A 26116-nucleotide genomic window follows, 5' to 3' on the forward strand; every position below is an offset into this window, starting at 1 on the left:
TATTTCTTGTATGTAATTATTTGTGATTTATTAACCATACCGCCACTGCTTACCCACAGCTCTTCCACAGAACGGGCGGCTCAAGCGCGCGGGTCGGCGCAGCCGAATCTATGCAACTAGGAATGGCAGAACCGCCGCGCCTTTTCAGTCCAGCTGCCGAAGCCGGTCGCAACCATATTGGTGATGACCCTGCACACATAGCGCTTCTGCGCCGGGTCGTTGTCGGGGCCGGCGTGGTAGCGCGCCACGGCCATCGACCAGCTGCCATGATCCTTTCTCAATTCGCGCAGAAACCGCGCGGCATAGTCGACATTGCGCCGTGGGTCGAGCATGTCGCCAACGCTTCGGAAATGCGCTGCGTGGTAGTGGTGATTGATCTGCATGCAGCCGAGGTCGATCAACTTCACGCCATCGCGGCGCGCCTTGTTGAAGATGCGGATCGCGGCCTGCTTGTCGGGCGCGAAGACGGCCTTGCCGGCAATGTTGAGCGCGTAAGGCTGCAGGCTTCCCTTGCGTCCAGTCTCTGTCAGACCCACTGCATATAGTATGCCAGGCGGTATGTCATAGCGTTGGGACGCGCGCAGGATCTGCGCCTCGCAGGCGCTCGCGGCGGCGGCGGGCGAGGGGTCAGATATAGAGATCGCCAGCAGAAGACCTGCCAGCAGCGCCTTGTTCGTCACGTGCCGCGTCCTTGCCTGCATGGGGAGCGTTTTGTCCTTGGCCGTGGCCGTCGCCCTGCGCCTGGCCGCCCGGCTGCCGGTCAAAACCGCGCGGCTGGCCGGCCGCGCCGTCGTTGGCCCGCGCGCCGGCGCTGTCGCCGCCCGTCGTCCCGGTCGTCGCCTGATGGTGGATCCGTACGTCGTCGACCTGGAAGCCGAGAGACTTGAGCGCCGAGACTATGCTGTCCTTGTCGGCCGAAAGGCGCTTGAAGGCTTCGGCCTTGTCGGCCTGAATTTCAACCGTCAGTTGCTCGCCCTGCATACGCAGGCGCGCGGTCACTTCACCGAGGCTGGCCGGGTTGAGCTGTATGCGAAGATCCCTGACCGGTCCGCTCGGCTGTGATTGCTCGGAATCCTTGACAGCCACGTTTTTGTCCAAAATCTGCTGCCAGTCCTGATCCTCGCCGAGCGCTGTGGCGAGGCTCGTGGCTGTCGGCGACGCGGACTGTATTGCAACCGGAGAGGGGATCGACTGATCTGCGACGACTTTTACCCCGGCGGGGCCATTCAGACCCTTCTCGAACGGATTGGAGGACGCCCGCCCGTCGCGGTTCGAAGGTGCCGGTTCCTCGCCTGCCGTGGCCGACATGCCGTCGCCAGCCGCCCCGCTCGCCGCAGGCTGTCGCGTCTGGCTCATCGCGTCGGCGGGATCCGACGGCCGGGACGGGGCAGGACCGCTGCGAGCTGCGTCTGGTTGTCCCGACGTCTTGCCGGCGTCGCCGGCGCGGTTTGTCCAGTCGAACGACAGCTTGCGATCCTGCGCGGCAATCGGCTGCATCAGGCTCGCTTCGGGCTGGTCGCCGGAGGCCGGCAGGATCGTCAGTGCGGCGGCAGGCAATGCCGCTCGTCCGTCGGGTGCAGGCGTTTCCCCGCCATCGATCTGCGCCTGCTGGCCGGTCCCCTCGGCGTCCGGCGGGGCGGACGTCTGCGCGCTGGCCCAGGAAAAGAGCAGTTCGAGAATCCCGGCCTGCGGCCTTGCGGCATCCTCGCCGTCTTGCTCGGGGTCGCGCTTGAAGCTCGGTCCATCCTCTTCGACAGCGGACGCGGCCGTGCGAGCGGAATTGTCGGACTCGGCATTGGACCCACTGGCTGACAACAGGCGCCCGAACGTCTCCGAGCCGTCCTTGTTTGCCGATTGCCGGCCACCGTCGCGGGCCGGCGGCTGCGTGCCGAGAACGGTTCCAACCTGGTTCATCGCTCGTCTTCCTCCAACAGGCGGTCGATCGCCCGCAGCTGCTCGCGCACGCTCGAAGCGATCTGCGGAACCTCGCCGGCGCTGTCTTCAAGCGCGGCAAGGGCATCGGATGCGGTCGCATCCGGTTCGCGGTCGAAATCGGCGGCGGCATCGCGCACGGTTTCGGACGATGCAGGACCATCTGCGGCGTCGTCCGTCTGCCTCGTCTCGGCGTCGGTTCCTGACGCGTCGTCGGCCCACACGATCGGCGGCGACAGGATCTGTGACGCGACGGTTTGCGCGCCGGCCAGCAGGCGCCTGTCGCGCGGCGACAGTGTGGTTGCATCGATGCGGTCGAACGCGGCGACGGCCTGGTCGATATCGTTGGACGTGATTGCGGCCATGGCCGCGTAGAGTTCGGTGCGCGCGTCCGACCCGGCTTCGACGGGGCCGGCAATCTCCTCGGCCCGTCCAGCGGCAAATGCCGCGCGTTCGCTGTGGCCCTGAATCGTGCTCGCGCGAGCCAGGCGCAGATAGATCGCTTCCTGCTGCGGGGTTGGCATGTAGGACACGATGCTTTCGATCTCCTGAGTCGATATCGTGCCGTGAAGTGCGACCAGACCGGCGACGAACGCATCGGCGAACTCGCTTGCATAGGGCGAGCGCAGGAAGCGCCGCGTATACTGGTTGGCGGCCCGCAGGAAGCGCTCGGCGTCGTCCAGCGCCACGCATATGGGCAGGCTGCGCCGCAGTGCCGCTTCTTCCACCAGCGTGCCGGGGGCGAGCAGCCGCGCCCGGTCGAGCGCTTCCAGACCGCTGGCGGCGTTGGCGGGGCCGGCGATCGATCCCCTGACCAGCGCCAGCAGCGCGCCGATCTCGCTTTCCTGCGCCATGGGATCGACCGATGCCAGCAACTGGCCAGCCTTGGGCAATTCGCCATGCGTATAGGCGACCAGCGCCTGGCTGATGGCGAGTTCGTCACCTTCAAGGCCGATGCGCGAAATCGCGGCCTCGACGGTCGTCGGGTTGCCGCCACTCATGGCGTAGATGAACAGGGCCGTCAGGTTGCGGCGGTCGTCGAACGCCGCGCCACCGGCCGTGCGGAACAGGTCGTCGGCAAATTCCAGCAGCTTTTTCTGCATCGGCAGCGCGGCGTGGTCGCCGCTGGCGAGCTGGTCCTGCACGAGCTGCAGCGAGCGCACCATCTGATAGGGTTCCAGCCTGGCAAACTCGACGGCCGGCGCGGGGCCGGTGGACATGGCGATGAGCGCGGCCAGTGCCATCCGGCGCATCATCCGTCGACCTCCAGCAGGATCTCGATGCGGCGGTTGGCTGCCGCCATCGGATCGTCGGGCTCCTTCAGCTTGCGGTCGGCGAAGCCTGCCACCACCACGATGCGCTGCTCGTCGAGGCCGGCGCGCACCAGCATGTAGTAGGCGCTGTGGGCGCGCGCCGTGGAAAGCCGCCAATTGTCGTAATCGCCGGAGCGGAAGGGGCGTGCGTCGGTGTGCCCCTGGATCTTGATCGCTCCGGACCTGCCGTCGAGAATGGCGGCGATCTTTTCCATGGCAAGAACGAGCTCGCGCCGCGGCACGGCCGAACCGATCTGGAACATCCCGTAATCGAGCTGGTCGGTCAGCGAGATCATGATGCCGCGATCAGCAGGCATGATGGAGATGCCGGCAAGTATCTTTTCCTTGTCGGGGAAGGCACGCGCCAGTTCCTCGCGCATTTCGCGCGCAATCTGCTGTGCCTTGTCGTTTGCCGCCGGTTGCGGAGCATTCTCGCGCTCATCCGGCGCGGGAGGGGCCTCATCGTCCTGCGGTTCCGGCACGGCCGTAGCAAGGGCGGTGTCCGGTTCCACGGCTTCTTCCGGCGTGTCGGCCGCCGGCGCGCCATCCGGCGTATCCGACGCGGCCTGGTCCTGGCGGGTGCCTTCGGTCGGGGTGGGGGACTGCGGAACCTCGTAGAGGCTGGGCGCGCCCGGCTCATCCTGTTCGACCTGCGTCGACCAGAAATCCGGGGCGAAAGGGTCGCGATATTGCTCGCCGCCCGAAGCGCCGGTCGCCGGACCTGAATCCTGCGCCCCGCCGTCGCCCTTGGGCGAGAGGTTCTGCAATTCGCCGGACTCCGCCGCGATCTCCGCCAGAACGGCATAAGGATCGGCAAACAGGTGTTCGTCGGATGCGGCATCGGACCGTTCGGCGTCCGCATCGCTCTGACGCGAGCGGGCGGCGGCCGTTTCTCCCGCTCCCGCATCGGCCGCCGATGCTCCCCTGGTTTCCACGTCGATGCCGCCGTCCTCGGCCTGAACCCCGGAGCCGGCTTCCTCGAGACCGCGGCGGCTGGTGTTGCGGTCGACCAGCTTGATGGGGTTGAAATAGCTGGCCACCGCCAGCCGGGTTTCCTCGTTGGAGGCGTTGATCAGCCACATGACGAGGAAGAAGCACATCATGGCCGTCATGAAATCGGCGAAGGCGATCTTCCACACCCCGCCATGGTGCCCGTCCTCGTCATCGCTGCGGCGATGCTTGACGATGATGATTTCCTGGGGCCGTTCGCTCGTGTCGCTCACGTTCATGCGACCGCCTCGGAAATCGCCTCGGACCATGCGCCAAGCCGCGTCTGATAGACGTTTTCGTCGACGGTCACGGTAAGGTCGTGGTCGCCGGTTTCGCTGAATTCGATGCTTGCCGTCCACGTCTCGGCGCGTTGGCGCAGCGCCTCGCAAAGCGAAGCGGAACCCTGGACCTGGATACGCACCGCGTCGCTATCGCGCACGGCCTCGCCAATCAGCGTTGCCAGCCGCTCGACCGCGCGCGTCTGCGCTTCGCCGCCGAGCACCGGCGTCAGCAGGCGGGCGACGATCGTGGTCGTCAGATCGGCCAGCCGGGACTCCATTTCGTTGAGCCGCTCCAGGAGCTTCTCGCTCGTCTCGGCCGAAAACTGTTCCTGCACGGCCGCCAGTGCCGCGGCATGGCGCTCGCGTTCGGCGGCCAGCGCTTCTTCCGCCTCGGCGTTGAGGCTTTCGGTGAGGGCGGCTTCGGCCGCTGTCACGGCTTCTGCGACCAAGGCATCGACGTCGGGTTGCGCTACCGCAGGTTCGGCTCCGCCCTGATCGAAGGGCATGTCGCCGAACACCGGCGCCAGTGCCGGAGCCCTGTCCTGCCGGCGTGCCGGGCCCCTGCGTTCGCCGAAATCGATCAGGTGATCTATCAGGGAGTGTGCCGTCATCAGGCTGCCGCAGCCTCGTTCTGCGCCCATTTGCGCAGGATCGCCGCCGTGCGCTCCTCATTGAGCTCGACCATCTGCGCGAGCCGTTCCTGCGGCGCCGGGCGCAGCTTCATCTTCAGTTCGTCCATGACGTCGGGATCGGCGTGCGCCTGCTGCTCCAGCGGGTCGGGCAGGGCGATGTTGCCGAGCGGGGCGCCGAGCGAAAGCTGCAGGTCCTCGAAGGTACTCGGTATTTCGGCCGGCGGCTCCTTGCCGGTCAGCGCATTGACCATCGGACGCAGCCCGAACCAGGACACGAGGAACACCACCGCAACGAAGGCGAGCGCGTTGATCATGGAGCCGGTATAGCGCCCGGCAACCTCCATGAAGCCCGGCGCGGCGATGCTCTCGCCGGCGATGTCGTCGACGAAGGTGACGGCCGACACGGTGATCCGGTCGCCGCGCTCCGTGGTCAATCCCGCCGCCGTCGAGGCCATGGCCTCGATCTCCTTGACCTTGGCGTCGACCATCTCGGGCGTCGCCTGCTGGCCGAGCACCTGCATGATGCGCTCCTGGTTGACGACGACGGCGATCGACATGCGGGTGATGGAATAGCCGTTGCTCACCGTTTCGATATGCTTGGAGTTGAGCTCGTAATTGGTGATCTCCTCGCGCCGCTGGCTGGCTTCGCTCGATTGCGGACCCTGTGTCGAGGCAACATCCTCTTCCGGCAGGTTCTGCTCCACCGTGGCCGGGGTGACGGTCGTGGTCTGCTCGGAATTGTCGTTCTCGCGGATGATCTGCACCGAACGCTCGACCCGGGAGTCGGGGTCGAAGATGGTCTCCTCGATCTGCCGGGCGTCGGTGTTGATGTCGGCCTTGACGCTGGCGCGGAAATTGTCGTGGCCGAGATAGGGCGACAGCGCCCGGTAGATGTTGTCCTCGATCTGGCTTTCCACGGTGCGCTCGATGCCCATGGAGCGGTTGAGAGCGTTGCTCATCGGGTCGTCGCCGGCGGCCAGGAGCGAGCCGTTGGAATCGAGCACGGTAACGTTGTCGACGGTGAGGCCGGGCACGGCGGCGGCCACGAGATGGCGGATCGCCACGGCGCTCCTGGCGGCGTTGGCGCTGCCGCCGGTGCGGATGACGACCGAGGCGCTCGGCTGGCGCCCCTGGCGGCGGAAATTGGCCTCTTCGGCCATGACGATGTGGACGCGCGCCGACTTGACGCCGGAAATCGACTGGACCGTGCGGGCGATCTCGCCTTCCAGGGCGCGCACCCGCGTGACCTCCTGCATGAAGGAGGTGAGGCCGAGGGAGCCGACATTGTCGAACAGCTCGTAGCCGGCATTGGCGCTGCCGGGCAGGCCCTTTTCGGCCAGGATCATGCGGGCGCGGCCGGTCTGGCCCGCCGGCACCATGACGGATTTGCCGTCCGAGCCGATGTCGTAGGCGATGCCGGCTTCGCCCAGCACGACGCCCATCTGACTGATGTCGCCGCGGTCGAGCCCGACATAGAGCGTCTCGTTGGCCGGTTTGTTCAAGTAGATCGAGCCGCCGATGACGACGGCCATGACGATCGCCATGATGCCGCCGAGCATGAGGAGGCGCCTGGTTCCGAGCGCGCCGAGATTGTTGAGGATCGTCTGAAGCTGTTCCGGCACTGTGTGCAATTCCCGCCGCAATTTCCGAATGATCGCGGCGGAAGGTTAGTGCGCGAAGCTTGTGCGAGAATGTAGAAAGGCCGCGGTCCGAAGACCGCGGCCATGTTTCCCCCGCCCAGCACCCCGAAGGGTGCTCCGACCGTTCGCTAGCGCGCGTTCGCTTCAAACGGAAACGTTTGAAGCAAAGATATGCGCGCCAGCTCAATATGCTGGAGCATGTACCTTTCGCTCAAACGATTCCGTTTGAGCGGGACATGCTCGGCGGTTTCGGGGATCCTGGTCCCCACCTGCCCCGAAACCGCGTGTCCGATTAGCGGAACAGCGACAGGATGGTCTGCGGGTTCTGGTTGGCGATCGACAGCGCCTGGATGCCGAGCTGCTGCTGGACCTGCAGGGCCTGCAGACGCGTCGACTCCTCGTTCATGTCGGCGTCGACGAGTTGGCCGACGCCACGGTCGATGGCATCCATCAGCGACTTGGTGAAGTCGTTCTGCATGTCGATGCGCGACTTCGCCGCGCCGAGTTCGGATGCGCCAGTGGTGATGCCGGAAAGGGCGGTCTCCACGTCCGTCAAGGCGTCGTTGAACGCGTCGTCGTCGGCGAGCGCGGTGACATCCAGATCAAGGATGCTAACACCGGATGCACCGGTCGCATCGTCGAGGATACCTGTCGTGGCGGCGGTGCTGTCGACCAGCCGGATGTTGGCCAGCGCCACATCGATTGAGCCGGTCGTCACCGCGCCAGTTGCGTCACGATTGTAAGATGCAATGACACTGAAATCCGTCGTGGTTCCGTCCGTATCGAGCAACTTGGCCCCGGCATAGCTCGCACCGGCAGCCTCGCCAAGCTGGTCCTGGAGAGCGGAGATTTCGCTCTGAATCTTGGCGCGGTCCTCGTCGCTCGACGATTTGGCAAGGAGAACCTTTTCCTTGATATCATCAACCAGGTCTTTGGCCGAGTTGATGGCCGTATAGGCAGTGTCGACCTTGCCTGCTGCGAGGCCAAGCGCGTCCTGGACGACGGAGTTGGCCTTGTTGTCGGAGCGCATGGTGGTGGCGATCGACCAGTAGGCGGCGTTGTCGGAGGCCTCGGCGACGCGCAGACCGGTCGAAATGCGACCCTGCGTGGTGGCCAAGTCCTTGTTGGTGTTGCGGAGCGTCTGCAGCGCGGTCATGGCCGACGCGTTGGTCAGGATACTGGACATGGATTGAGTCCCTTTTGAATGTACTACGATGTTTTGAGGGACATACCGGGCTGACCGGTAAAGCGGAGCGGCATCATGCCCATTGATCTCTGCATCGAGATCGTCCGCCATGCGTTCGGAAATCACTTGTGACGGCAATTTCTTACGAAATCTCTAACATACCGCCCATGTCAGGTAAATGACCGCACGAGGCTTCCCACCAGCAGGTTCCAGCCGTCGATCAGGACGAAGAACAGGATCTTGAAGGGCAGCGAGATCACTGTCGGCGGCAGCATCATCATGCCCATGGCCATGGTCACCGTGGCGACCACGAGGTCGATGACCAGGAAGGGCAGGACGATCAGGAAGCCGATCTCGAAGCCGCGGCGGATCTCGGAAATCATGAAGGCCGGCACCAGGATGCGCAGATCGACCGCCTCGTCCTGCACGACATCCTGGCCGCGCTCGCGGGCGAGATCGGCGAACAGGTCGAAATCGCTCTCGCGGACATTGTCGAGCATGAACTGGCGGAACGGCGAAGCGATGCGCTGCATCGCCTCGCTTTCGTCGATCTCATTGTTGACCAGCGGCCGCACGCCCTGGTTCCAGGCCTGATCGAAGGTCGGCGTCATGACGTAGAAGGTCATGAAGAGCGCGAGGCTGATCAGGATGAGGTTGGCCGGCGTCGTCTGCAGGCCGATGCCGGTCCTCAGAATGGAAAAGGCGATGATGAAGCGGGTGAAGCTGGTCACCATGATGAGCAGGCCGGGCGCCACCGACAGCACCGTCAAGAGGCCGAACATCTGGATGATGGTGCCGATCGTCGCCCCGTCGGCCTGGCCGGTCAGCGCGCCGAGGTCGATCTGCTGGGCGTGGGCGGGCGCGGCCAGGATGAGGAGCGCCGCGGCGGCGAGGAGCACTTTCATTCGAACAGCAGGGTCCTGATCATCAAGTCGCTCGCCAGCCCGTCGGAGCGGATGCGGGCGCGTTCGGCCAGATCGGTCTTGAGATGCTGGAAACCGCTTGCCCCTTCGATCTGGTTGAGGGTGACGGTGCGCATATAGGCCAGAAGGTCCTGATGGATCTTGCGCACGATCTCATCGTCCGGCGTGGCCGAGAAAACGACCGAGAGTTCCATGCGCACCCAGGTTTCGCTGGGCGCGGCGATGTTGGTCGTGATCGGCTCCAGCGGGATGATCGCGCGCGCCGGCCCGCCGCGGTTCTTGATGCCTGTCTGCGTTTCGTCTGCCGGCGCATCGCGTCCCGGCACGATCGAGCTCGGCTCCGGCATCGGCGTGCGGGCCAGGCTGTCATGCTTGAGATAGGCGCCGGTGAACCAGCCGCCGCCGATCGCCAGCAGCGTCATCGCCACGAGCACGCCGCTCTGCACGAGCAGCGAAGGGGATTTGTCCGGAGCGGATTGGTCCTCGGTGTTGGCCATGGCCGTGTCCAAGCAAGCGGTTCAGAAGGGCGAGATGGCGTCGAGGACCTGCGCGCCCCAGGGCGGCTGCTGGACCTCCGACAAGCGACCGCGACCGCCATAGGAAATGCGTGCCTCGGCGATGCGCTCGTAGGGAATGGTGTTGTAGGCGTCGATGTCGATCGGTCGCGCGATGCCGGCGATGGTGAGCACGCGCAATTCGGCGTTGACACGCACTTCCTGGGAGCCGCGCACGATCAGATTGCCGTTGGGCAGCACGTCGGTGACGACGGCGGCGACCGACAGCCTGATCTGCTCGGAACGGTTGGTCTCGCCGGACCCCTCCGACTTGGAGTTCGAATTGATGTCGAGATCGGCCGATCCGGACGAGCCGGCGCCGTCCCATTCGAATGCGCCGCCGATGCCGGTCGAGCGGCTCGTCTTCCGGCTGCGGTCGGATTCGTTGACCAGCTCGGCCTTGTCGTTGATCTTGATGAGGACGGTGAGGATGTCGCCGACGCTCAAGGCGCGCGCGTCCTTGTAGAGCCGGCTCTGGTCGTCGTCCCAGAGCGAGAAGCGCTTGACCGGCCTTGCCGGCGGCTCGGGATAGGCGCTGGCGGTCGAGGCCGCCGTCTCCAGCCCGGAACCGACGGGCGAGAGGGCAGGCTCGCGGCCGAGCTCGCGAAAATCGGTGGCGCAACCGGCAAGCAGCAGACCCGCAAGCAGCACGGCGGTGCGGCAGATCATGTCGGGTCCTCCGGCTTGGCGACGGCGGCAATGACACCGGTCAGCCTGGCGGCGGCCGGTGCGGCCATTTCGTTGAGGATGCCGCCGGCCTGGCGTTCCTTCAGCTTCATGAGAATGGCCGCGGCCAGGGCCGCATCCATCGCCTCCATGCGCTCGGCGGCGGCGTCCGGCCGCATCTCGGCATAGATGCCGACAAGGCTTTCCTTGGCCTGCTCGATGACCTTGTTGCGCCGCTCGAGCCACTGTTCGTACTCGCTGCGCTTGGTCTCGAGCTCGGTCATGCGTGCGTCGATCTCCTTCTTGAGATCCTCCAGCTGCCCGGCCTGTACGGCGTAGCGCCGGTCGCGCGCGGCATCGGCGATGTTGGAGCAGAAGGCGCGCACCTCGTCGGTCATCTCGAGCGTCGCGTCCTTGACCTGGGCCAAGGTCGGGCTCACCCCGGCGCTGCCCACGGCAAGGCCGGCGGCAAACATGGCAGCGGCGATGCCGATGCCGAGGTGCGGCCGGTCGGATTTGCGCCTGTCCTTGTCAGCCATTGCCGCCACCTACTGCACCACCAGCTCGGCCTGCAGCGCGCCGGCCGACTTGATGCCCTGGAGAATTGCGATGATGCCGTCCGGCTTGACGCCGATGCGGTTGAGCCCGGCGACGAGCGTTTGCAGGTCGGGCCCGTCGAGCATGGCGACCCGGCCGTCCTCCTGTTCGGCATCGATGATCGTCGAGGGCTCGACGGCCGTCTCGCCAAAGGAGAAGGGCTCGGGCTGGACGATGACGGGTTGCTCGGTGACGCGCACGGTCAGCGCGCCATGGCTGACGGCGACCTGCGATATCCGCACGTCCTGGCCGATCACGATGGTGCCGGTGCGTTCGTCGACGACCACTCGTGCCGGGCTGTCGGTATGGACCGGCAGGTTCTCGATCTCGGCGTAGAACCGTGCCGCCGAAATATCGGCCGGGCGCTTGATGAGAATGGTCCGCGAATCCTGCTCGCTCGCCACGCCGCGGCCGAAGCGCTCCTGGGCATAGCGGTTGATCCTGTCGGTGACGCGGATGGCGGTCGAGAAGTCGGGATTGCGCAGTTGCAGGGTGAGCACGCGGTCGTCGTTGAAGCGGGCTTCTATCTGGCGCTCGACGATGGCGCCGTTGGGCACCCGCCCGGAGGTCGGCACGCCCTTTGTCAGGGTCTCGGCCTCGCCCTGGGCCGTGAAGCCCGACACCGAAACCGGGCCCTGTGCAACCGCGTAGATCTCGCCGTCCGGCGCGCGCAGCGGGGTCATGACCAACGTCCCGCCGGCAAGCGAGGTGGCGTCGCCGAGCGAGGAGACGTTGACGTCGATGCGCGCGCCCGACTGGACGAAGGGCGGCAGGCTTGTGGTGACGATGACGGCGGCGACATTCTTGGCCCGGTTGCGCCCGCCATCGAGCACGATGCCGAGATTTTGCAGCATGGCGCGCACGGACTGCTCGGTGAACGGCGCGTTGCGCAGGCCGTCGCCCGTGCCGTTGAGACCGATCACCAGGCCATAGCCGATGAGCTGGTTGTCGCGCGCGCTTTGCACCATCGCGATGTCCTTGATGCGGGCGCTGGCGCCCGAAGGCTCGGGCAGATGGGACGGACCGCCGAGCGCGGCGATGTCGCGCCCGGCGCCGCCGCCCCCCGCAAACCCGCCGGACGGTTCGAAATCGGCGGCCACGGCCGACGCCGCGAGCAAGCCGGTTGCCGCGAGGATCATCAGGAGCCGCCGTGCGATCATCGGCCGCCGACCCTGATCGTGCCGTCGGCCATCACCATTCCGGACAAGATGGAGCCACTGTCGAGATTTCGCACCTTGACCACGTCGCCGATCGCGCCCGGCTGCAGCGGCACGCCGGTCGTCGAAATGCGCAGCGCGCCCTGGATATACTTGACCTGTACCGCCGTCCCGGCTTCCACCGCATAAGCCTCGCGCAGTGCGCTCAAGGAGACATATTTGCCCGGCAGAAGCGTGCGCCTGGCCACCTTGCCCTCGATCTGGTCGATGACGAGCGCGACGGAGCCCGGCGCCTTCCTGCCGGCGCGCAGGGTGACCTCCTTCAAGGCGTCGGCCTGGACCGTCTCGCCGGGATAGATGACCCGCTTGGGCGTCACGACGACGTCCTGGGCGATGGCCGGCCCGGCACCGCAGGAAGCGGCCAGAGCGACGGCAAGGGCGCACAGTGTTTTTGCGGAAAGCCGGCCCGACATCGTCCTACCTGATGTTCTGGGTGATGACGGCGGCCATCTCGTCGGCCGCCTTGATGACCTTGGAGTTCATCTCATAGGCGCGCTGGGCCGAGATGAGCTGGGTGATCTCCTTGACGGGATCGACATTGGAGTCCTCGAGATAACCCTGCTCGACCGTGGCGAAGCCCGGATCGCCGGGAATGCCGACATTGGCCTGGCCGGACGCCTCGGTTTCACGGAAGAGATTGTCGCCCAGTGGCGCAAGACCCGCCTCGTTGGCGAAGGTGGCGATGCTGAGCTGGCCGAGGTCTTCGAGGTCGAGCTGGCCGTCGATGCGGGCGAAGACCTGGCCCGACTTGTTCACGATAACCTCGACCGCGTCTTCGGGAATGACGATGTCGGGCACGACATTGTAGCCGTCCGCCGTCACCAGTTCGCCATTGGCATTGGTATTGAAGGAGCCGGCGCGCGAGTAGAGCGTCTGGCCGTCGGTGCCCTCGATCTGGAACCAGCCCGGCCCGCTGAGCGCCAGGTCGAACTTGTTGCCCGTGCTCGTCAGCGATCCCTGGACATGCAGGTTGCGGATGGCCGAGGTCTTGACGCCCAGGCCGATGCTCGCGCCCTCGGGCACCACGGCCTGGTTGGCGCGGTTGGGAACGCCTTCCAGCCGCTCGACCTGATAGAGCAGATCGGAGAATTCGGCGCGCGCCCGCTTGAAGCCGGTCGTGTTGATGTTGGCGATGTTGTTGGCAATGACTTCCAGGTTGAGTTGCTGGGCGTTCATGCCGGTTGCTGCGATGGCCAGGGCTTTCATGTCGGCTCAGCTCCTCAAATCGACATACGGCTGATTTCGAGATAGGCGGTCACGATCTTGTCGCGCACGGCGATCGCCGCCTGCAGGCTCTGCTCGGCGCTCATCACGGCGTCGACAACCTCGCGCGTTTCCGCTCCGCCCTGCAGCGCCTGCATGGACAGTGTCTCTGCGCGGTCGAGCGCGCCCACCGTCTGGGTGGCCGCTGCGGACAGCGCTTCGGCGAAGCTGGTGGCCGTCGCGGCAGGCGACACCGGCGCCGTCGGGCGGGCATCCAGTTCGCCGCCGGCCGGGCTGATGCCGATCCTGTCGAGTGGGTTTATTCCCGTGATCATGATTGCGACCTCATCAGATCGATCGTCATCGAAATCAGTTCGCGCGCCTGCTTGATGACCTGGAGATTGGCCTCGTAGGAGCGGTTGGCCTCGGTCATGTCGGCCATTTCGATGATCGGGTTGACGTTGGGCATCTTGACGAAGCCGTCGGCATTGGCCGCCTCGTGGCCGGGCATGTATTCGAGCGGAAACTCGGAACGATCGCGCTGGATGGAATCGATTTCGGCGAAAGCGGCGCCGATCTCGCGGTCGAGCGCCGAGGCGAAACTGATCGTCTTGCGCTGATAGGGATCGGCGCCCGGTTCGGTGCCCGTCGACTGGGCATTGGCCAGGTTTTCGGAGACGATGCGCAGGCGTTCCGATTGAACGTTGAGGCCGGAAGCGGCGATCTTGACCGTGGCGGAAAGCGGATCGAGCGGCATCACGTCCTCGTCGTCATCATCATCATGCGGTGGAAGGCCTTGACGATCGCCGTGTTCATTTCGAAGGTGCGCCGCACCTCTCCGGCTTTCACCATTTCCTGTTCGAGCGACACCGAGTTGCCCGACTCGTTGACGACGGCGTCGGCGTCCTCACGCACATTGACCGCTCCGGGGGCGGTCCCGATCGGTATGTGGCCGGGATGCGTGGGCGCGACGGCAAGCTTGCCGTTGTCGAGGACGCGCTCGAACGGTTCCACGTCGACCGCCTGATAGTCAGGCGTATTTGCGTTGGCGATGTTGCCGGCAACCGCCGACTGGCGAACCGAGAGCCAGCGTGCCTGTTGCGCAGCGAGATCGAACAGCGATACGGGTTCCATGATCCTTCCCTCGTCTGCGAAGAATCATAGGTGGCCAGTCTTGTGTGGACCTTGCGGGCAGCGCCCTGTTGCAAAGTGTAGCGGAATGCCGGCTCAGCGCTTTACCGATACCTGCAGGGCGCCGGCGTCTTGCGAGATTTCGACGACGCGATTGTCGTTGGTGCGCAACACCCATGCGCCGTTGAGGGTCTCGATCGCGGCCACGCGGCTGTCGTCCGGCAGGACCGAGCCGCGTTCGACGATCCACAGGCCTTTTGCGTCGCGAATGAGCGCCCGGCCGTTTGCCACATGGATCAGCGCATAGTTGGGAGGCGTTCCGGGGAAGGGCTGCTTGGCGGCGGCCGGCGCGTCCGGCCTTTGCCCGCGCGGCGGCAGGGAGCCGGTGGCCGCGTAGTCAAGCGACAGCCCGGTCAGATCCTCGGGAGGAAAACCTCTCGGCGTGTTCGTCATGGCCGCGCTGATGATGGAAGCGGCTTCGTTTCCCTCGAATTCGAGCGCGGCGACGCCGAATTTGTCCTGGTTGAGGAAGACATACCAGGGGAACGTCGCGGCGGCGACGGCGATGCCGATGCCCAGTCCGGCAAGCACGGCATCGGACATGTTGAACGTGTTGCGCCGATACCAGGGGAGCCTGTATGCGGCAGGCTCGGCAGCATTGCCCGGGTTCGCAATTGCGGACGGAGAAGCGAACATATTCTGTCCTGGAGCGGCATTAGCCATCGGTGTTCTCCTGTCGCTTCAAATGCTGCGCCAGATCGGCGAAGGGATCGGGGGAGCGCCGGTCGTGGGGGCTTTGCATCAGCGCCTCGTAGATCACCGGCACCTGCTTGACCGCGTTGTCGAGCTCGGCATCGGCGCCCGGCTGATAGGCGCCGAGCAGGCGGATGTCGCGCGTCTCCTCGTAGCGCGCGATCATGGCTTTCAGCCGTGTCACGAGCTTGCGCTGGTCTTCGGTCCAGGCCCGGCTGGCCAGACGCGAAACCGATGTCAGCGGATTGACGGGGGGATAACGCCCCTGTTCGGCGATCGACCGGTCGAGAACGACATGCCCGTCGAGAATGCCGCGCACGGAGTCGGCCACGGGGTCGTTGTGGTCGTCGCCATCGACCAGGACCGAAATGATCGCCGTGATCGAACCGGCCCCCTCGCGGCCCGGCCCGGCCCTTTCAAGCAACTTCGGCATATCGGTGAAGACCGAGGCCGGGTAGCCGCGGGCGACCGGCGGTTCGCCGGCGCCGATCGCCACCTCGCGCAGGGCGTGGGCAAAACGGGTGATCGAATCGAGCACCAGCAGGACCCTGTGGCCCTTGTCGCGGAAATATTCGGCCACCGACATCGCGGTTCCCGATGCGCGCCGGCGCATCATGGCGCTTTCGTCGCTCGTGGCGACGACGGCGACCGTCTTGGCCATGCTTTCGGCGCCGATCGTGTCTTCGAGAAATTCCCGCACCTCACGCCCGCGCTCGCCGACGAGCGCCACGACCACCGTGTCGAAGGCGTCGGCGCTGGCAAGCATGGCAAGCAGCGTCGACTTGCCGACCCCCGAACCGGCAAAGACGCCCAAGCGTTGCCCGTAGCAAAGCGGCGTGAAGATATCGATGACGCGCACTCCGGTGCGCAGATGGGCGTCGACGCGCTGCCGCGACAAGGCTGATGGCGGCAGGGGTGCCGTTTCGTCGGCGCCGGAAATGAGCGGTGCCCCGCCGTCCACCGCGCGTCCCAGCGCGTCGATCACGCGACCGCGCCAGGCCATGTCGGGGGCCAGCCTCTGCTCGCCGCGAATGAAGGCGATGTCGCCGACGCCGGCATCGGCTCCTTGCTCGTAAGGAGCGACGAGGACGTGATCGCGCGTGATCTGGACAACCTCGCCCGACCGGCTGCCGCGACGCGTGCGGTGCTCGACGACATCGCCGAGGCGGCAGGCCGAAGAGACGCCACGGACACGAAAATGCGTTGCCGAAACCTCCGTCACCGGGCCGCCCCGCCGGACCAGATTATCCCCCCGCGCCATCGCGGCATGAACAATCTCGAGGCGTTTCAGCGCGTCGGGCCGCGGCGCATGTTCCGTTGGATCAGGCGCCGGCTGTGCCGTATCGGCGAGCGACGGGACCGGTATGCCGGGTGCCTCCTCAGCGCTCGTCACCGTGCCATCTTCCATCAGGTGCCGATGGTCTTGACGGTCTTGTCGAGGGCTTCGCCGCTGTCACGCATGAGGGCGGAGGCCCGTTCGAAGGCGCGCTGAACCATGATAAGGCGCGTCATCTCCTCGACGGGATTGACGTTCGATTCCTCGACGAAGCCCTGCACCACGCCGATGTCGGTGCGGTCGACCAGCGCCTCGGGCGGTGCGGCCGGGACGACGGCGGAGTTGCCGTAGCGGACGAAATCGTCTCCGGGCGTATAGGCAAACAGCCCGATCGCCGCCACGGGGGCACCATTCTGGCGCAGCATGCCGTCGGCGCTCGCCACGGGCGGGCCTGCCAGGGGATCGAGCTGAATGGCCGCGCCGCCGGGATCGAGCACCGGATGGCCCTCGAGCGTCACGAGATCGCCGTTCTCCAGCATGGTAAAGCGCCCGTCGCGGGTCAGCACATTGCCGGCCGGGGTGTCGATGGAAAACCATGCATCGCCCTGGATGGCGAATTCGAGCGGATTGCCTGTCTGGCGCAGCGGCCCGGCCTGCGTGGGCAGGTAGGTCTTGCCGGTCGAGACGAAGGAGGTCGATTCGACCCCGACGCCCGACACCAGATCCTCGAACTTGACCTCCGTCGCGCGAAAGCCGACCGTGCCGGCATTGGCGACATTGTCGGCGATCGTCGTCAGGCGTTTTTCGAGCGCGAGTTGCGCCGAAAGGGAAACGTAGAGACCTGTTTGCAAGGGGTGTCCTCAGCTCTTCATCTGCTGCAGGGTCAGGAGCAGGTTGGTCGAAATGCCGTATTCGGCCGGCTCGCTGAACAATATGGAGACATTGTTGACGGCGGTCGTGTCGGGATTCTGCACGTCCCACATGGCGGTGAAGCGCCGCACCATTTCCGCCAGCGCTTCGGGGTCGCCGAAGTCTTCGATGTCGATGCGTTCCTTGATGAATTCGGCCTGCTTGTCGATGTCGAGCGCGGCGAACGAGTCGGGAAGGCCGAGCATGGTGTAGGTGACCCGGGCCAGGGCGCTGTCGGCGAGCAAGCCGTAGACGGATCCGACCTCCGGCGCCTTCCTCTCGAAATAAAGCGCAAGCCGCACGGCTTCGTTCTGGTTGCCCGCATCCTCTTCCAGAGTCTGGCGGACGTAGCGATCGACCGTGCCCTGCTGGGCCCTTTCGAACAGCGTCGCAGTCTCGCCGTGGCGGGCGAAGTTGAAGACCTCGGCGAATTCCTTGTAGCGCGAATCGGAAAGCTTGTTGGCAAAGCTCTCCTCGTCGTCGATGCCTTCCGTAAGCACCTTTTCCATGAAGGCCTTGGCGTAGTCCATATCCTCCAGGCCGTAGGCCTTCATGGCATAGCGAAACAGCCGGTCGTCGGACAGGAACGCGTCGATCGACTTAACGCTGGTGATGTTTTCCAGATAGTACTCGCTCTCGCGCTGAACCAGCGGCCGAGCTTCGACGCGATCCAGCGACCGGTCGAGGTCGCGCGTAATCAGGTTGTAGCTGAAATAAGTGCTGAGCATCGATGCCCCCGCATTGAGTTCGCCCATTGCGGACCATAACGGGCAATCCTTGCGCGAAGCTTTCCGGACGCCGCGTTCAAGCTTCACGCAAGGCACGGGCGCTAGGCAGGAAGCAAGTCGGGTTGTCTGGAGGCTGCGCGTTGGGGATCATCATTGGTTTTGCCGTTACCATGGGCTGTGTGCTCGGCGGCTTCATGGCCATGGGCGGTCATATCAACGTGCTCATGCAGCCCTACGAGTTCGTCATCATCGTCGGCGCCGCCCTTGGCATCTTCCTGGTCGGAAATCCGATGTCGACGGTCAAGGACACCGGGCGCGCGCTGATGGAGGCGTTTCGTCACGCGGTGCCCAAGGAGAGCGACTATCTGGAAATGCTCGGGCTGCTGCACAGCCTGATGCGCGAGTTGAAGACCAAGTCGCGCAGCGAGGTCGAGGGGCATATCGACAGCCCCGACGAATCGCCCATTTTCCAGGCCTACCCGCTGATCCTGAAGGACAGGGATCTGACGAATTTCATCTGCGACTATTGCCGCATCATCATCATCGGCAACGCGCGACCGTACGAGATCGAGGCGCTGATGGATGAGGAAATCCATACCATCCGCCACGACAAGCTGAAATCCTATCATGCGCTGATTGCGGTGAGCGACGGCCTGCCGGCGATCGGCATCGTTGCCGCGGTGCTCGGCGTGATCAAGGCAATGGGCGCGCTCGACCAGTCGCCCGAGATCCTGGGCGCGCTGATCGGCGCCGCGCTCGTGGGAACGTTCCTCGGCATCTTCCTGTCCTATGCGGTGGTCGGCCCGGTGGCCGCGAAGATCAAGAGCGTGCGCGACAAGCGCAACCGGCTCTACGTTATCGTCAAGCAGACATTGCTCGCCTACATGAACGGCGCCTTGCCGCAGGTGGCGCTGGAGTTCGGCCGCAAGACAATCTCGTCCTACGACAGGCCGTCCATCGATGCGGTGGAGCAGCAGACGCTGAATATCGGCAACGGCGAAATGAAGAAGGCGGCCTGAGATGCCCGAGACGATGCCCAAGGACGGCAACGGCATGGAAGCCTCGGTCCTGGAGCGGCTCATCGGCGCCACCGGGGCGCCGGACCATGTCATGCGAGCGGCGCGCAACTTCGCCGAACGCTCGCTGAAGCCGCTCGAGGACGCGCTCAACGAACTGTTCGGGCACAGGATCGATGTCGAATTGACCGACGTCAGGGTCGACCGGATGGCGGCGACGCTCGAGGGTTGTGCGTCAAACGAGGCGGTGATCGTTACGGCCTCGTCCATTTCGCCCGATGCACTGACCATGCGTCTCGACACGCAGGCCATCGGCGTCATCGTCGATCACCTGTTCGGCGCCGGTCCCGATATGCGGGCCGGCATTCTGGAGCACGAACTGTCCCAGATGGAGATCGACGCGTCCGCTCTGGCGCTGCAGAAAGCCGCCGGCGCTTTCAACGGCACGGGATGGCGTTCGCTGCAGATCAGGTTTCCACTGCCGCCGGTGGAGACCGGCGATGCGTTGCGCAAGATGAGCTTTCGCGACGGACCGTCGGTGCGGGTCGAGTATTCGATCGGCGCGCCGGGCCATTCCGGGACGCTGGTGGCGGTGCTGCCCCAGCGCGTCCTTCTCAACCGCGCCAATGCGGATGCCGGCGACGCGGCGGCGGCCGGCAAATGGAGCGAGCGCTTCAGCGAGGAGGTGCTGTACTCTCAGGTTACCCTGCAGGCGACCGTTCCGGCCGGGACGATGTCACTCGGCGAAGTCGCCGAATTGAAACGTGGGCAGCTTATCGAATTGAGCGCCGATGCGCCGGGCGAGGCACGATTGTCGGCCCGCAACAAGACGTTGTTCATGTGCGAGTTCGGCCGTCTCGGGCAGAACTACACCGTACGTATCAAGTCGGCCTACCGGGCCGGAACCGAGTCCCATGAAGGGCCGGGAGCCGCCTGATGACAATTGCAGGCAGCATCCCCGGCCACAGCGGAGAGTGGAGATGAGCAAGGCGAGAGCGGCCAAGACCGAGAACGAGGAAGTCGCGGCGGAAGATTTGGACAAGGCCATCGACGAATTGCGCGATGTGTTGCACGAGCAGCCCGGCGATGCATCCGGCGAGCCGGCGTGGCCCTCGGCAGACGTCGCCGCGTCGTTCGAGGCCGCGCAGCCGGCCGCGGCTTCGAACGGCCAGGACACCGGCGATGAGGAGGTTGGAACAGGCCTCATCATGAATATTCCCGTCGATGTGCAGATCGTTCTGGGCAGCGCGGAAATGCAGGTCTCCGAGCTCATGTCGCTCAAGAAGGGGGCGACCGTCGCGCTCAACAGGCGCATCGGCGAACCGGTCGACGTCGTCGTCAACGGCCGGCGCGTGGCGCGTGGCGAAATCACCGTGCTGGACAACGACCCGTCGCGCTTCGGCATCCGGCTGACGGAAATCATCGGCGGTTCGAGGGCCGCCTGAGGTGGAGATGGAGCAGCCTTTCGCAGACGCCGGCGGGGCGCCGAGCATGCATCTGCCATTCCTGACAAGGGCCCAGAAGGCAGCCGCCATACTGGTCGCCATGGGCAAGCCGGCGGCGGGAAAACTGCTGAAATATTTCAGCCATGAAGAACTGAAATCGCTGATCGAGGCGGCACGCCTGCTCAAGACCATCCCGCAAAGCGAGCTCGAGCGCATCATCGCGGAATTCGAGGACGAGTTTGCCGAAGGCGCCGGGCTGATGGATTCGGCTGCCACGATGGACAAGATCCTCAACGAATCGCTTTCGCCCGAAGAAGTCAGCGCGATCATGCGTTACGGCGCCGTCGAGGAAGCCGGCGACGGCACGCAATCAATGTGGGAAGCGCTCGAAAACCTCGAGCCCGACGTCGTCGGCTCGTTCCTCGCCAATGAGCGGCCGCAGACGGCCGCCCTGATCCTGACCAACCTCGCCTCCGGTGTCGCGGCAAAGGTGATGGTGACCATGCCCAAGGCGACACGCGGCGAGGTGATGAAACGCATGGTGGCGATCGGCCCGGTCAAGCCGCAGGCCATGAAGATCGTCGAAAGCAATGTCCGGCTGCGCTTGCTCGGCGAAAGCGCCAAGAAGTCGTCGACGGCCGGCCAGGCGCGCGTGGCGACGCTGCTCAACCAGCTCGACAAGAGCGATGTCGACGAAATGCTGGCCGATCTCGAGGGCGCGGGTTCGGCGGACGTGGCCGGCATCCGCGCGCAGCTCTTCGCCTTCGAGGACGTGGTTCACATGGGCGAGAAAGCGCGCAGGCTGTTGTTCGACGGATTCTCGACAGAGATCGTGACGATTGCCCTGCGTGGCGCCAGTTCCGATATTTCGGAGGCCGTCCTGTCGGCGCTCGGTGCGCGTTCGCGGCGCATGATCGAGTCCGAGCTTTCGGCCGATGACGGGAACACCCCGTCGTCCGACATCACCAAGGCCCGTAGGGCAATCGCCTCCACGGCCATCCGCATGGCCGGAGATGGCCTGATCGAACTGCCCTCGGCGGAGGATGCCGTCGCGTGAGCCGGGCAACCTGTTGCAGATGGTGCGGTTCGGACCGGTGAGGAATGGCTGAAGAACCCGACAAGGAAAGCAAGACCGAGCAGGCCACCGAGAAGAAGATCCGCGACAGCATGGAGAAGGGCAATCTTCCCTTCGCCCGCGAAATTCCGATCTTCGCCTCGCTGCTGGCCTTTGTTCTTTTTGCGCTGTTCTTCGCCTATGGGACGATGCTCGATCTGGCGGGTTTTCTGTCAACCTTTCTGGAGCGCCCCGAGGAATGGCGCCTGGAGACGGCGATGGATGCCATCGCCCTTTACAGGCTGGTGTTCATCGAGATCGGACGCGCCATCATCGTTCTGCTGTCTCTGGTCATGGCGGCCGGCATCGCCGCCTCCGTGCTGCAGAACACGCCGCGCATGGTCGGCGACCGCATCATGCCGAAACTGTCGCGCATCTCGATTGCCAAGGGTTGGGGGCGGCTGTTCGGCGCCAAGGGTTTTGTCGAATTTCTCAAGCAGCTCGGCAAGGTCCTCTTCGCAGGCATCTTCCTGATGTTCATCATGCACGACGCCCATATCCGCCTGCTCAGCGGGATGACCACGCATCCCGCCGCCTTCGGGATCGTCATTCGGGACCTGGTCGTGCAACTGGCGGTCGGCGTGACGCTGGCGATGGCCATCGTCGCTGCGGCGGATCTCTTGTGGTCGCGCTATCACTGGCTGCAGGAACTGCGCATGACGCGGCAGGAAGTGAAGGACGAGATCAAGCAGGCGGAAGGCGATCCGATCCTCAAGTCGCGCATGCGTTCGCTGGCCCGCGACCGTGCGCGGCGGCGCATGATGACGGCGGTGCCGACGGCGACGATGGTGATCGCCAATCCGACCCATTACTCGGTCGCACTGCGCTATGTGCGCGAGGAAAGTGCAGCGCCGATCGTCGTCGCCAAGGGACAGGACCTGATCGCGCTGAAGATTCGAGAGATCGCGGCCGAGCACGATATTCCGGTTTTCGAGGATGTGGCGCTCGCCCGCTCCATGTTCGATCAAGTTTCGGTTGATAGTTTGATACCTCCGCAGTTCTACCAGGCCGTGGCGGAACTGATCCGAATCATCCAGGCCAACGAGAAGGGCCCGACAACAGGCGACAGGCATCAATGATCCGGCAGCCCCATTCATCCGCCAGAGAGATCATCGTCGGCAAGGCAATTCAGGAGGTCGTGCGCGAGTTGCGCATGGTCGAGGTCGCCGACTATGTGGCCTTCATCCGGCTGGAGCATTTCGCCGCCATCGACGATCTCGTGGAATCGGCGGCCGAACTCTACTTCATGCCGGGCACGCTGCGCTTCGGCCATGGCGGCGACGTCGATCTGGCCTGGTCCGGCGAACCGACGATCACGCTCGACATGCAGTTGCGGCCGAGCGGGGCGACGATCTATTTCACGCTGACGCTCACCGCGCTGCGCGCCGGGATCGATGTGAGCTATGTCTCCTTCGACGACGCCTCCAACGATCCGACGGAAAACACGCGCCGCCTGGCCACGGCGATTGCAGGCGCGCGCATCATGAAATCGGAAACGCTCGGCGCCTGATCCGGATTTTCGCCGTGTCGGGCAGGCGGACTATTCCACGATCGACATGCGCATGGCCTTTGCCACGGCATGCACCCGGCTGACCGCATTGAGCTTTTGCGTCGACGCGGCGAGGTAGCGGTTGACGGTGTGCACCGACAGGCCGAGCTGGGCCGCGATCTCCTCGCTCGTCCTGCCGTCTGCGGTCAGTTGCAGGCATTGCACTTCGCGGCTCGACAACGCATCGAAACCGTTGACATGCGCCTGGGCCACGCTGCGGGCCGCGGCAAACAGCGGAAAGCAGCGCCGGTGCAGCTCGCACAGCGCCGCGTCATCCAGCGTGAGGCCATGACCGGCGAAGACGACGAAGCCCGAACCACTTCGGCAATAGACCGGCAGGGCGATGCCCGGCAGGTTCGGCGTCAGGGCGGCGATGGCGCGGGCCAGGATGAAGCGGCGCGAACCGGCGTCGGTGCGGTTTCCCGCCTCGCCGTGCCACCACACCGGGTCCAGCGGTCGCGCCTGTCGACGCGGCCAGGCATCGTCGGCAGTGCAAATGCGCCGGCTGGTCGCCGACACCTTGGGAAACTCGCTGTCGATGCATATGACGGGCTGGGAAGCGTGATCGGCGAAAACGCCGTAGAAGGCGGCACCCGCTTGGCTTGCCAAGGTCCGTGCCAGGCGCACTGCCTCGACAATCGCTTCGACATCGTGGAGGCTTGTCGCCTCGCGGTTTGCCGATCCCGTGGAAGCCGGCCCTTCGCCTTGTGTATATCCGTTGTGCCGGGCCATCCGCTCAGATCGCTCCCGAACGGATCGCGGCGGCGACCGCCATGGCCCGATTGCGGGCCCCGCAGCGCTGCATGGCGTGAACCAGATAGCTGTTCACCGTGTTGGAGGTGAGGCCGAGAATGACGGCGATCTCGTCGGTCGTCTTGCCCTGTGCCACCCAGTGGATGCATTCGCGCTCGCGATCCGACAGCGCTTCGCCGGACCCGGCCGAAGACAGCGCCTTGGACAGGCGCGACAGGACATAGGCGCTCATCATCTGAAGTTCGCCAAGCCTCTCCGGGCGGAAGGCATTTGCGGCGGGCGCGGCCAGGACGAGGTGATAATGTCTGGGGCCGGGGCGCAATTCGAGGCTGCAGAACGCCGCCAATCCGTGCTCGGCCAGGACTTCGCTGACCGATTGCGAAAACATCACCTCGGCAACGGCTTGGATCGACGCGGCCTGCTCGCCCATGGCAACGGCGTGCGCGCCCTCGGCCAAAGCGAGAATGTGATCGAGCCCGACGAGGTGGACGAGATCATAGGTCCAGTTGGAGGCGAGGATGCGTTCGCCCTGCCGTCCCGCGTCGCCCATGGTGGCGACGAGCAGGAAATGCGGCGCGCCGGCCACGCAGCATGCCGATGCCAACCAGCGCGAGAGATCGCGCCGGGTCGCGATTTGGTCGATGGCGGCCAGCGCCTCGGCGGAGACAAGCGAGGACGGCTTCGTCATGACCATCGACCCGCCGCGCATTTCATGCCCGCACCGGTGGCCGAGCGGGTTCGGTCCGGCCGGCATGGGGGCGAGGGGGTATCTGCGAATCGGGGCGCCATCTCCTCCGATGATCCCTGACGTGGCGTAAGGGTCAAGGCTGATGGTGCCAATGCACAAGGTTGTCACACGATTGTCGGCGTACGGGCCGCTATGCCTATACCGTCAGCCCCAGTGCCTCGCGGCGCTGCCAGCGCACGATCAGCATGACGGCGACGGCAGCGAGCCCGCCCGACAGGCCGATCCATATCCCCGCGCCGCCGAGGCCGGCGGGAAAGGCCAGCACCACGCCGAGCGGCAGGCCGATGCCCCAGTAGCCGATGGCGGCCTGGATCATCGGCACCTTGGTGTCGTGCAGCCCGCGCAGCATTCCGCTGGCGACGGCCTGTGCTCCGTCGACGATCTGGAACAGCGCGGCATAGGCCAGGAAGCTGACGGCGAGCGCCGCCACGGCCGCATTGTCGGGCACGGACGGGTTCATGAAGGCCCTGATGAGCAGATCGGGGAAGAACAGCATGACCAGCGCCATGATCGACATGAATCCGGTGCCGAGCCAGAAGGAGGTCCAGCCGGCGCGCGTTATCGCATCCGTGTTGCCGGCGCCGTAGGCGCGCCCCACGCGCACGGTCACCGCCTGGCCGATGCCCATCGGCACCATGAAGCTCAGCGAGGCGATCTGGATGGCAATGGCATGGGCCGCCAGCGCCGTCGCGCTGATGAGGCCCATCAGGAGTGCCGCGGCATTGAAAATGGAGACCTCGAAGGTCACGATGCCGGCGATCGGCAGCCCCAGCCTCAGGAGCTCGAAGAAGCGCGGCCAGTCGGGCCGCCAGAAACGGCCGAACAGGTTGTAGCGGCGGAACTGCCGGTCGGTCGTGACGACGATCACCAGGCCGATCAGCATGAACAGGCTCGACAAGGTGGTCGCCAGGCCGGAGCCGGCCACGCCCATGGCCGGAAAGCCGAGATTGCCGAACATCAGGCACCAGTTGGCGAGAACGTTGAAGGCGACGGCCAGGATGACGATGAACATCGCCCAGCGCGGCCGCTCCAGGGCGGAGATGAACGATCTGAGCACGATGTACCAGTAAAACGGCAAGAGCGCCCATTGCAGCCAGTGGACGTAGCTGCCAGCCCCGGCGGCCAGGTCCGGCTTCTGGCCCATGGCCAGGAGGATCGGCTCGGTGAACCACAGGATCAGCCAGATGGGAATTGCCACGGCAAGCGCGATCCACATGCCCTGGCGTGCGGTGCGGCGCACGTCGCGCACGGAATGGCGATCGCGGCCGAGCTCGCGCGCCATCATCGGCGAGGTCGCCAGGATGAGACCGAGGCCGAAGATCTGCGGCGCAAAGTAGAGATTGAAGCCCAGCGAACCGGCCCCGAGCGCCAGCGGGCCGAGCCGTCCCATCATCATGACGTCGGTTGCCGTCATGGCGTTCTGGGCGAGATTGGTCAGCACCATTGGCCAGGCGAGCCGGATCGTGGCGCGCAGTTCCGCGCCCCAGCCTGCCTCCCGCGCCGGAAGGGCCGGCGCCGAATAGATGTCGGTTCTCGCCATGTCGGGTGCTCCGGCCCGCG

At 65.3% G+C, this 26116-nt stretch carries 30 protein-coding genes; 6 read left to right on the forward strand and 24 right to left on the reverse strand.

Annotation, left to right across the window (positions count from 1 at the left end):
- Nucleotides 1-116: 116 nt before the first annotated feature.
- From GM909_RS10730 to GM909_RS10830, 21 genes are all read right to left on the reverse strand, one after another.
- Nucleotides 117-701 (reverse strand): lytic transglycosylase domain-containing protein, encoded by a 585-nt coding sequence (locus GM909_RS10730; RefSeq protein ID WP_157016385.1) that lies wholly within the window; start codon nucleotides 699-701, stop codon nucleotides 117-119.
- Entirely contained in the window at nucleotides 628-1914 is a 1287-nt protein-coding gene (locus tag GM909_RS10735) for a flagellar hook-length control protein FliK (protein ID WP_157016386.1), read from the reverse strand. Before GM909_RS10735 ends, GM909_RS10730 begins: the two co-directional genes overlap by 74 nt.
- Nucleotides 1911-3188 (reverse strand): chemotaxis protein, encoded by a 1278-nt coding sequence (locus GM909_RS10740; protein ID WP_157016387.1) that lies wholly within the window; start codon nucleotides 3186-3188, stop codon nucleotides 1911-1913. Before GM909_RS10740 ends, GM909_RS10735 begins: the two co-directional genes overlap by 4 nt.
- Nucleotides 3185-4474: a MotB family protein gene (locus GM909_RS10745; protein WP_157016388.1), complete on the reverse strand. Its 1290-nt coding sequence runs from the start codon at nucleotides 4472-4474 to the stop codon at nucleotides 3185-3187. Before GM909_RS10745 ends, GM909_RS10740 begins: the two co-directional genes overlap by 4 nt.
- On the reverse strand, nucleotides 4471-5127 hold the full coding sequence (locus GM909_RS10750) for a hypothetical protein (protein WP_157016389.1): 657 nt from the start codon (nucleotides 5125-5127) through the stop codon (nucleotides 4471-4473). The genes GM909_RS10745 and GM909_RS10750 overlap by 4 nt, the downstream gene beginning before the upstream one ends.
- Complete coding sequence (gene fliF / locus GM909_RS10755) at nucleotides 5127-6770, reverse strand: flagellar basal-body MS-ring/collar protein FliF (protein ID WP_157016390.1); 1644 nt, start codon at nucleotides 6768-6770, stop codon at nucleotides 5127-5129. Before fliF ends, GM909_RS10750 begins: the two co-directional genes overlap by 1 nt.
- A 310-nt stretch (nucleotides 6771-7080) precedes the next feature.
- Nucleotides 7081-7974 carry a flagellin N-terminal helical domain-containing protein gene (locus tag GM909_RS10760; RefSeq protein ID WP_157016391.1) on the reverse strand — a complete coding sequence of 298 codons (894 nt, stop codon included), beginning with the start codon at nucleotides 7972-7974 and terminating at the stop codon, nucleotides 7081-7083.
- Nucleotides 7975-8144: 170 nt separating this feature from the next.
- Complete coding sequence (gene fliP / locus GM909_RS10765) at nucleotides 8145-8879, reverse strand: flagellar type III secretion system pore protein FliP (protein ID WP_157016392.1); 735 nt, start codon at nucleotides 8877-8879, stop codon at nucleotides 8145-8147.
- The gene (locus GM909_RS10770) at nucleotides 8876-9394 is read right to left on the reverse strand and encodes a flagellar basal body-associated FliL family protein (protein WP_157016393.1); all 519 of its coding nucleotides are present in this window, start codon (nucleotides 9392-9394) and stop codon (nucleotides 8876-8878) included. The genes fliP and GM909_RS10770 overlap by 4 nt, the downstream gene beginning before the upstream one ends.
- 21 nt (nucleotides 9395-9415) lie before the next feature.
- Nucleotides 9416-10120 (reverse strand): flagellar basal body L-ring protein FlgH, encoded by a 705-nt coding sequence (gene flgH, locus GM909_RS10775; RefSeq protein WP_157016394.1) that lies wholly within the window; start codon nucleotides 10118-10120, stop codon nucleotides 9416-9418.
- A complete protein-coding gene (locus GM909_RS10780; RefSeq protein ID WP_157016395.1) occupies nucleotides 10117-10656 on the reverse strand; it encodes a MotE family protein in 540 nt (179 codons plus the stop codon). Before GM909_RS10780 ends, flgH begins: the two co-directional genes overlap by 4 nt.
- A gap of 9 nt (nucleotides 10657-10665) precedes the next feature.
- Nucleotides 10666-11874 carry a flagellar basal body P-ring protein FlgI gene (locus tag GM909_RS10785; RefSeq protein ID WP_198174208.1) on the reverse strand — a complete coding sequence of 403 codons (1209 nt, stop codon included), beginning with the start codon at nucleotides 11872-11874 and terminating at the stop codon, nucleotides 10666-10668.
- Nucleotides 11871-12344 carry a flagellar basal body P-ring formation chaperone FlgA gene (gene flgA, locus GM909_RS10790; RefSeq protein ID WP_157016396.1) on the reverse strand — a complete coding sequence of 158 codons (474 nt, stop codon included), beginning with the start codon at nucleotides 12342-12344 and terminating at the stop codon, nucleotides 11871-11873. The genes GM909_RS10785 and flgA overlap by 4 nt, the downstream gene beginning before the upstream one ends.
- Before the next feature lie 4 nt (nucleotides 12345-12348).
- Nucleotides 12349-13137, reverse strand: coding sequence for a flagellar basal-body rod protein FlgG (gene flgG / locus GM909_RS10795; protein ID WP_157016397.1), 789 nt, complete (start codon nucleotides 13135-13137; stop codon nucleotides 12349-12351).
- Nucleotides 13138-13151: 14 nt separating this feature from the next.
- The gene (locus GM909_RS10800) at nucleotides 13152-13469 is read right to left on the reverse strand and encodes a flagellar hook-basal body complex protein FliE (RefSeq protein WP_157016398.1); all 318 of its coding nucleotides are present in this window, start codon (nucleotides 13467-13469) and stop codon (nucleotides 13152-13154) included.
- Nucleotides 13466-13891, reverse strand: a complete 426-nt coding sequence (gene flgC / locus GM909_RS10805) for a flagellar basal body rod protein FlgC (RefSeq protein ID WP_157016399.1) — start codon at nucleotides 13889-13891, stop codon at nucleotides 13466-13468. Before flgC ends, GM909_RS10800 begins: the two co-directional genes overlap by 4 nt.
- Nucleotides 13891-14268: a flagellar basal body rod protein FlgB gene (gene flgB / locus GM909_RS10810; protein WP_157016400.1), complete on the reverse strand. Its 378-nt coding sequence runs from the start codon at nucleotides 14266-14268 to the stop codon at nucleotides 13891-13893. The genes flgC and flgB overlap by 1 nt, the downstream gene beginning before the upstream one ends.
- Nucleotides 14269-14361: 93 nt before the next feature.
- Complete coding sequence (locus GM909_RS10815) at nucleotides 14362-14961, reverse strand: hypothetical protein (protein WP_157016401.1); 600 nt, start codon at nucleotides 14959-14961, stop codon at nucleotides 14362-14364.
- A gap of 19 nt (nucleotides 14962-14980) precedes the next feature.
- Nucleotides 14981-16279: a flagellar protein export ATPase FliI gene (gene fliI / locus GM909_RS10820; RefSeq protein WP_235911829.1), complete on the reverse strand. Its 1299-nt coding sequence runs from the start codon at nucleotides 16277-16279 to the stop codon at nucleotides 14981-14983.
- 146 nt (nucleotides 16280-16425) lie between these two features.
- Nucleotides 16426-17145: a flagellar basal-body rod protein FlgF gene (flgF, locus tag GM909_RS10825; protein WP_157016403.1), complete on the reverse strand. Its 720-nt coding sequence runs from the start codon at nucleotides 17143-17145 to the stop codon at nucleotides 16426-16428.
- A gap of 9 nt (nucleotides 17146-17154) precedes the next feature.
- Entirely contained in the window at nucleotides 17155-17931 is a 777-nt protein-coding gene (locus GM909_RS10830; protein WP_157016404.1) for a DUF1217 domain-containing protein, read from the reverse strand.
- 140 nt (nucleotides 17932-18071) lie between these two features.
- Here GM909_RS10830 and motA point away from each other — a divergent pair, with 140 nt between their 5' ends.
- From motA to GM909_RS10860, 6 genes are read left to right on the forward strand one after another with little or no spacing between them, the layout of a single operon-like run.
- Nucleotides 18072-18950, forward strand: a complete 879-nt coding sequence (motA, locus tag GM909_RS10835) for a flagellar motor stator protein MotA (RefSeq protein WP_157016405.1) — start codon at nucleotides 18072-18074, stop codon at nucleotides 18948-18950.
- 1 nt (nucleotide 18951) lies between these two features.
- Nucleotides 18952-19884 (forward strand): FliM/FliN family flagellar motor switch protein, encoded by a 933-nt coding sequence (locus GM909_RS10840; RefSeq protein WP_157016406.1) that lies wholly within the window; start codon nucleotides 18952-18954, stop codon nucleotides 19882-19884.
- Nucleotides 19885-19927: 43 nt separating this feature from the next.
- Nucleotides 19928-20392, forward strand: a complete 465-nt coding sequence (gene fliN, locus GM909_RS10845; protein ID WP_157016407.1) for a flagellar motor switch protein FliN — start codon at nucleotides 19928-19930, stop codon at nucleotides 20390-20392.
- Nucleotides 20393-20399: 7 nt separating this feature from the next.
- A complete protein-coding gene (locus GM909_RS10850) occupies nucleotides 20400-21449 on the forward strand; it encodes a flagellar motor switch protein FliG (protein WP_235911822.1) in 1050 nt (349 codons plus the stop codon).
- Between the two features lie 44 nt (nucleotides 21450-21493).
- Nucleotides 21494-22585, forward strand: coding sequence for a flagellar biosynthesis protein FlhB (gene flhB / locus GM909_RS10855; protein WP_157016408.1), 1092 nt, complete (start codon nucleotides 21494-21496; stop codon nucleotides 22583-22585).
- Nucleotides 22582-23016: a hypothetical protein gene (locus GM909_RS10860; RefSeq protein WP_157016409.1), complete on the forward strand. Its 435-nt coding sequence runs from the start codon at nucleotides 22582-22584 to the stop codon at nucleotides 23014-23016. Before flhB ends, GM909_RS10860 begins: the two co-directional genes overlap by 4 nt.
- 30 nt (nucleotides 23017-23046) lie before the next feature.
- Here the strand turns inward: GM909_RS10860 and GM909_RS26385 are convergent, their stop codons facing one another.
- The 3 genes from GM909_RS26385 to GM909_RS10875 all read right to left on the reverse strand — a co-directional run bounded on the left by GM909_RS26385 (nucleotide 23047) and on the right by GM909_RS10875 (nucleotide 26096).
- Nucleotides 23047-23787, reverse strand: a complete 741-nt coding sequence (locus GM909_RS26385) for a helix-turn-helix transcriptional regulator (protein ID WP_157016410.1) — start codon at nucleotides 23785-23787, stop codon at nucleotides 23047-23049.
- Between the two features lie 4 nt (nucleotides 23788-23791).
- Nucleotides 23792-24496 (reverse strand): helix-turn-helix transcriptional regulator, encoded by a 705-nt coding sequence (locus tag GM909_RS10870; RefSeq protein WP_198174209.1) that lies wholly within the window; start codon nucleotides 24494-24496, stop codon nucleotides 23792-23794.
- A gap of 196 nt (nucleotides 24497-24692) precedes the next feature.
- The gene (locus GM909_RS10875; RefSeq protein ID WP_157016412.1) at nucleotides 24693-26096 is read right to left on the reverse strand and encodes an MATE family efflux transporter; all 1404 of its coding nucleotides are present in this window, start codon (nucleotides 26094-26096) and stop codon (nucleotides 24693-24695) included.
- Nucleotides 26097-26116: the final 20 nt, after the last annotated feature.

This window comes from Mesorhizobium xinjiangense, from assembly GCF_009749525.1.
In the GTDB taxonomy this organism is placed as follows: domain Bacteria; phylum Pseudomonadota; class Alphaproteobacteria; order Rhizobiales; family Rhizobiaceae; genus Mangrovimarina; species Mangrovimarina xinjiangensis.

Excerpts from the sequence above, each read along its gene's own strand:
- GM909_RS10800 (WP_157016398.1), bottom strand. The coding sequence starts at position 13,469 with ATGATCACGGGAATAAACCCACTCGACAGGATCGGCATCAGCCCGGCC.
- flgA (WP_157016396.1), bottom strand. The coding sequence starts at position 12,344 with ATGTCGGGCCGGCTTTCCGCAAAAACACTGTGCGCCCTTGCCGTCGCT.
- flgC (WP_157016399.1), bottom strand. The coding sequence starts at position 13,891 with ATGCCGCTCGATCCGCTTTCCGCCACGGTCAAGATCGCCGCTTCCGGC.
- GM909_RS10770 (WP_157016393.1), bottom strand. The coding sequence starts at position 9,394 with ATGGCCAACACCGAGGACCAATCCGCTCCGGACAAATCCCCTTCGCTG.
- flgB (WP_157016400.1), bottom strand. The coding sequence starts at position 14,268 with ATGGAACCCGTATCGCTGTTCGATCTCGCTGCGCAACAGGCACGCTGG.
- flhB (WP_157016408.1), top strand. The coding sequence starts at position 21,494 with ATGGCTGAAGAACCCGACAAGGAAAGCAAGACCGAGCAGGCCACCGAG.
- GM909_RS10870 (WP_198174209.1), bottom strand. The coding sequence starts at position 24,496 with ATGACGAAGCCGTCCTCGCTTGTCTCCGCCGAGGCGCTGGCCGCCATC.
- flgH (WP_157016394.1), bottom strand. The coding sequence starts at position 10,120 with ATGATCTGCCGCACCGCCGTGCTGCTTGCGGGTCTGCTGCTTGCCGGT.
- GM909_RS10750 (WP_157016389.1), bottom strand. The coding sequence starts at position 5,127 with ATGACGGCACACTCCCTGATAGATCACCTGATCGATTTCGGCGAACGC.
- GM909_RS10745 (WP_157016388.1), bottom strand. The coding sequence starts at position 4,474 with ATGAACGTGAGCGACACGAGCGAACGGCCCCAGGAAATCATCATCGTC.
- GM909_RS10780 (WP_157016395.1), bottom strand. The coding sequence starts at position 10,656 with ATGGCTGACAAGGACAGGCGCAAATCCGACCGGCCGCACCTCGGCATC.
- fliI (WP_235911829.1), bottom strand. The coding sequence starts at position 16,279 with ATGGCGCGGGGGGATAATCTGGTCCGGCGGGGCGGCCCGGTGACGGAG.
- GM909_RS10740 (WP_157016387.1), bottom strand. The coding sequence starts at position 3,188 with ATGATGCGCCGGATGGCACTGGCCGCGCTCATCGCCATGTCCACCGGC.
- GM909_RS10730 (WP_157016385.1), bottom strand. The coding sequence starts at position 701 with ATGCAGGCAAGGACGCGGCACGTGACGAACAAGGCGCTGCTGGCAGGT.
- GM909_RS10850 (WP_235911822.1), top strand. The coding sequence starts at position 20,400 with ATGGAGCAGCCTTTCGCAGACGCCGGCGGGGCGCCGAGCATGCATCTG.
- fliP (WP_157016392.1), bottom strand. The coding sequence starts at position 8,879 with ATGAAAGTGCTCCTCGCCGCCGCGGCGCTCCTCATCCTGGCCGCGCCC.
- GM909_RS10815 (WP_157016401.1), bottom strand. The coding sequence starts at position 14,961 with ATGTTCGCTTCTCCGTCCGCAATTGCGAACCCGGGCAATGCTGCCGAG.
- GM909_RS10735 (WP_157016386.1), bottom strand. The coding sequence starts at position 1,914 with ATGAACCAGGTTGGAACCGTTCTCGGCACGCAGCCGCCGGCCCGCGAC.
- GM909_RS10785 (WP_198174208.1), bottom strand. The coding sequence starts at position 11,874 with ATGATCGCACGGCGGCTCCTGATGATCCTCGCGGCAACCGGCTTGCTC.
- GM909_RS26385 (WP_157016410.1), bottom strand. The coding sequence starts at position 23,787 with ATGGCCCGGCACAACGGATATACACAAGGCGAAGGGCCGGCTTCCACG.
- fliN (WP_157016407.1), top strand. The coding sequence starts at position 19,928 with ATGAGCAAGGCGAGAGCGGCCAAGACCGAGAACGAGGAAGTCGCGGCG.
- GM909_RS10840 (WP_157016406.1), top strand. The coding sequence starts at position 18,952 with ATGCCCGAGACGATGCCCAAGGACGGCAACGGCATGGAAGCCTCGGTC.
- GM909_RS10860 (WP_157016409.1), top strand. The coding sequence starts at position 22,582 with ATGATCCGGCAGCCCCATTCATCCGCCAGAGAGATCATCGTCGGCAAG.
- flgG (WP_157016397.1), bottom strand. The coding sequence starts at position 13,137 with ATGAAAGCCCTGGCCATCGCAGCAACCGGCATGAACGCCCAGCAACTC.
- GM909_RS10830 (WP_157016404.1), bottom strand. The coding sequence starts at position 17,931 with ATGCTCAGCACTTATTTCAGCTACAACCTGATTACGCGCGACCTCGAC.
- GM909_RS10875 (WP_157016412.1), bottom strand. The coding sequence starts at position 26,096 with ATGGCGAGAACCGACATCTATTCGGCGCCGGCCCTTCCGGCGCGGGAG.
- GM909_RS10760 (WP_157016391.1), bottom strand. The coding sequence starts at position 7,974 with ATGTCCAGTATCCTGACCAACGCGTCGGCCATGACCGCGCTGCAGACG.